The 4,064-nt window shown below is 59.1% G+C and carries 5 protein-coding genes, 1 tRNA gene and 1 pseudogene; 3 read left to right on the forward strand and 4 right to left on the reverse strand.

What is annotated here, in order from left to right:
- Window positions 1-240, forward strand: a pseudogene (locus EN893_RS22115) (hypothetical protein); the annotation flags it as partial.
- Window positions 241-705: 465 nt separating this feature from the next.
- Window positions 706-795: transfer RNA gene (locus EN893_RS22120), tRNA-Ser, on the forward strand.
- Window positions 796-888: 93 nt separating this feature from the next.
- Here EN893_RS22120 and EN893_RS38185 read toward each other — a convergent pair.
- The 4 genes from EN893_RS38185 to EN893_RS22145 all read right to left on the reverse strand — a co-directional run bounded on the left by EN893_RS38185 (window position 889) and on the right by EN893_RS22145 (window position 3,572).
- A complete protein-coding gene (locus tag EN893_RS38185; RefSeq protein ID WP_164748983.1) occupies window positions 889-2,046 on the reverse strand; it encodes a hypothetical protein in 1,158 nt (385 codons plus the stop codon).
- Between the two features lie 85 nt (window positions 2,047-2,131).
- The gene (locus EN893_RS22135) at window positions 2,132-2,440 is read right to left on the reverse strand and encodes a hypothetical protein (protein WP_127269312.1); all 309 of its coding nucleotides are present in this window, start codon (window positions 2,438-2,440) and stop codon (window positions 2,132-2,134) included.
- Window positions 2,437-2,751 carry a hypothetical protein gene (locus tag EN893_RS22140; protein WP_127276193.1) on the reverse strand — a complete coding sequence of 105 codons (315 nt, stop codon included), beginning with the start codon at window positions 2,749-2,751 and terminating at the stop codon, window positions 2,437-2,439. The genes EN893_RS22135 and EN893_RS22140 overlap by 4 nt, the downstream gene beginning before the upstream one ends.
- 134 nt (window positions 2,752-2,885) lie before the next feature.
- Window positions 2,886-3,572 carry a hypothetical protein gene (locus tag EN893_RS22145; protein WP_127269310.1) on the reverse strand — a complete coding sequence of 229 codons (687 nt, stop codon included), beginning with the start codon at window positions 3,570-3,572 and terminating at the stop codon, window positions 2,886-2,888.
- A gap of 162 nt (window positions 3,573-3,734) precedes the next feature.
- Here EN893_RS22145 and EN893_RS22150 point away from each other — a divergent pair, with 162 nt between their 5' ends.
- Window positions 3,735-3,926 carry a hypothetical protein gene (locus tag EN893_RS22150; RefSeq protein WP_306663755.1) on the forward strand — a complete coding sequence of 64 codons (192 nt, stop codon included), beginning with the start codon at window positions 3,735-3,737 and terminating at the stop codon, window positions 3,924-3,926.
- The last annotated feature ends 138 nt before the right edge of the window (window positions 3,927-4,064 follow it).

Below are 4,064 nucleotides of genomic sequence, written 5' to 3' on the forward strand. Positions count from 1 at the left end.
GGGACGGATGCCGAGCAGACCGCCGGCATTTCGAAAGATGGAACTCACGCGCCCTTAGAGGCCCCGAAAGCCACGGACAGCGCGGGCAAGCCAACCGCCAAGGATGGCGCCACAATGCCATTGGCGGGCGCTGAAGGCGGCGGGGACAAGAATCTCGCAACCTCGCAGCAGGACATTGAGGCGCAGCAGCATGGTGATAAGGCCGCGGCGGCAAAGGCCGATGAAAGCTGCAAAGACTGAGGACCGCTCAGGCCGGAGCCAAATTGCAGCTTCGGCCTTCCTCACCAGCAGCTGTTCCCTTGGCGAACTAAATTTTTGGGGAAATACCGCAGCCGTCCCAAGAGGTTGGCCCTGTGGGGATTAACCCGTCCGCCCGGTTGCTTGATGGTTCCGGTCGATAGCCGGATCGCGCCCTTGCCTGGGCCCCTGCATGCAAGCACTGCAGCGCCTCACATCTCGGGCAACGCCCGCGGCGGGCTTCTTCTTCATGCACCATTGGACCGCGATAGTCCCGGCGCTCGATCCCGACACGCTCAGAGTCTGCCCAGGAAAGCAGGAACCGACGCAGCGGTGGTTGACGCAGCCCTCAATGCCGCTTTACAGGAATGAGGCGTGAACCAGCCGGGAGCGCCTTCGGTGCCAATCCGGTGCCAACAGGCCAAACGAGCTGGCCTCGTGCTACCCAAGTGGTTGAAGAATCACGATGGAGGAATGGCCGAGCGGTTTAAGGCACCGGTCTTGAAAACCGGCGTGGGTGCAAGCTCACCGTGGGTTCGAATCCCACTTCCTCCGCCAGAATTCTAATTAACTAATTGAAAAAGCGGAGTAAATCGCTCTCGCCTTATTCGGTTCCTAACTCAGTTCCTAACTTTTTCGTTCAATGACGACTTATCGCCAGAGCGATTGCCCTCCCCTGAGCATGACCATGTCGTCATCCTCGTCGTCCTCGGGCTCATACGGCGCCGGTGCCTCAAGCAGGTCGATTCGCCTGAGATCAGTCCCTCCCATCGGCGCATCGAGCGAGAGCGTTTTGAACGTGTCGTATTCACGGTTGTAGCCGGTGACGTAATCCTTCATCCGCGCACCGACGTGCTCCAGCAGTAGCTTGCCTTCGAGCACAGCCAGGAGCATCGAGGCGATAACATCATCACGCATGAAGCGCGGAAGTCCTGAACTGACCGCCCGGCTCACCACCCGATAGACCGTGTCCGGGTCGTGGCGCATGGTGTTGATTGATTTCTTTCGCAGCATCCACGCGGCCTGCTTCTTATAGATTTCCTGGCGATGTTCGACAAAGTATTTTCGTTGGGAAATCCGGGTTTCATCCAGATGACCAGCTCTGTACGCATGGTAGTACGCAACCACTTTTTCCGGATTGGCTAGACGCCAAGCTTTCTTGGCCGCTGCACGTATCTCCTTATGTGTCTCACGATACCTTCGCCCGTAGTCCAAGTCTTTTTGACGGTTCTCAGCTCTCCATTTTTTCTTCTTTTCCCTAGCTTCTGGCGAACGTTTCCTTGCCAAGACTTTTTCGCGATTTTTGGTTAGGTATCGGTGTTGTGCTTCGAGGTGCTTTATCGGATCGCGGGCCATCCTGGCACGGTGGAGCTTGGAGACATGACCGCGCAAGATAGTGGGAAAGCTTGTGCCCGCTAATCCCGCTACGCTCCACCACCAAATGAAAAGCCCGCCATCTCTCGGCAGCGGGTCGCCGCCGGGGCTGCCTGTGCAACAAAGGCCTTCGATCCGCGTTGAGGCTGGTCTCAGTGGAGCTTCGACAATGGACCCCGCAACCGCAGCAGTATTGCTTTTACTCTCTTGCAGCCCAGGCCAGGCTGCCGTCTGCAAGCCCATTGAGGCCGCGCCGACGACATATGCGTCGTTCGACGCGTGTCGGGCATCTCTGAAAGACAGGCTCGCAGGTGCGCCAAACGGTGAAATCGTCGGACGATGCCATCCTGTCGACGAGACTGTCACCGGTTCACTGCCCGCCGGGTACACCACCGTTGTTGTCACGCGGGGCGTTGGGGGCAACGCCATCAGCAATAGCTACATCGTTCAACACAAAGAATAGAAAGGCCCGCCACCATGAGGCAGCGGGCTCTATGTCCACTATTTGACGATACGGGGGTCACCAGCCGTTGCGATGCCAATCCGACCCCTCTTGCGGCATGTCGGTATCGTTCGACCACGCGATATCGCCATAGTCTTCCGCACAGTACGCTTCGGCGTCGTGCTGCTCTTCGAGGTCGCAATCGTCGCGCTCTCGCTCGTCGTCCCCTTCCCTGTCATCGGCGCCGACGACTTCGATGCCGCCAGCCAGCCAAGGTTCTAGATCCGGGTCCGGCTCTACGAAGTCCAGCAGCGAAATCAGCCGCTCAATCTCGTCCTCGATCGAGCGGCGGACAGTCGGGTCGGAAAGGCGGGTGTGCGCGTTCATGACCGCACCGCCTTCCTGTTTGCCTTTCGCGTCGCCTGTTGACGGGAATGGAGTTCGATGCGACCCGCGAAGGCGGCTTCATCGCGGGCGACAGAGAGCGCGGTTTCCGGCGATCCGCCACCATTGCGGCGAAGCCAATCCTCTTTCCAGCGCAGATCACGGACGCACCGGGCCGGGATGAAGACCTGTTTGAGACATTGGATTTGCCAAGCCTTGAAGGCCTTGTCCGCTAGGTCGCGCTGGAAAACCGCTTCGGCGCTGTCCTTCCCATGTGTATCGGTGGCAAGGATGCGTCGAAAATCGGCGGTCATGCGGAAATGATATGCCAACTCGATTTGCATGCGGCCGGTGCGCCAGTCGGAGGCCGGCTTCAGCCATGCGATGAGCTCGTCCAGTTCCCCGGAAGGCGGCGGCTTCGGGCGAAAGTATACAACTTCGCCCATGGTCAGCCCTCACCACAGAAGGACGCAAGACAGGCGATAAACTCGACGTCATCGACCGCAACGCCGAGGGCTCCGTAGCCATGAATGAGAGCTGCCGCCTTCGCCCTCACTTCGACCATCGTCACGCAGGGATGCCTGATTAAAGCTTGAAACGCCGTGTTCCAGACAGCGATTGCGTCGTCTGCTTGCTGCATGGCGTCGTGGTGACCGCTGGCGTGGGTCACGGCTTCCTGTTTGCGCAGCGAGGTTAGGCCCTCGGTTTCTGCGGACGTGATGCCTGCCATCCACCGATTGTAGCCGGCGCGATCCATGCAACTCGACGCCCACGACTCATCAACCTGTGCCTTCTTGCGGGCAATCTCGGCTTCGAGGTCGCCGGACGACCGGAAGGCTTTCGGATGGTGCGACCAGATGGACGAGAGCCCACCGGGAGGCGTCCACTTCGGAAAGAGCTTATCGCCAAGCGCGTCAGCGATGGCATTTTCCCGAGCCGCTGTTGACACATAGGTCTGTTCGGCCCGCTGGCAGGCGGCGATTGCCTCTTCTAGGCTGGTCGGCGCGGCGTGAGCCGCAGGAGAGACCGCAACAACGGCGGCAGCGGTTGAGAAAGCAGCCGCACCAAGCAAGAGGTTGCGGCGGTTGACATTGGGCATGCCTTCGGCGGCAGCCCGAACAGATGTGCTCGGCATGTGTTTGGTTCCCTATGAACTAGTTACATTTACTAGTTAACCATGAACCGCAATTCGCTTGCCGTCAACAGCAAACTATGAAATATTCCTAGTCTACCGATATGGGGACACAACATGCTCACTACAGGAAACCAGCTTCGCGCTGCTCGGGCGCTTGCTGACATGGATCAAGGGACGCTTGCCAAGCGGGCAGGAATCAACATCAACACGATAAGCGCGATGGAAAAGAAGGGCGCCGAAGGACTGACCAGCGGTTTGGACAAGGTGCGCGCCGTGATGACCGTTCTTGAGGAAGCCGGCATCGAGTTTCTGAACCATGGGAGCCCAGGCGTCAGGCTGAAGGCAAGGCCATGACCCGCCTTTCTATCGTAGAAGAGCTTGAGAACGCCGCCGATAGCATCGCCGACATGTCGCGAGCGGATCTTCAGATCATGCTTCGGCGGGCTGCTTTGATGCTCCGGAACGTCGCCGGCCTACCGCTGGAGCCAGCCA

It is taken from the genome of Mesorhizobium sp. M7A.F.Ca.CA.004.04.2.1 (assembly GCF_004022825.1).
Classification (GTDB): Bacteria; Pseudomonadota; Alphaproteobacteria; order Rhizobiales; family Rhizobiaceae; genus Mesorhizobium.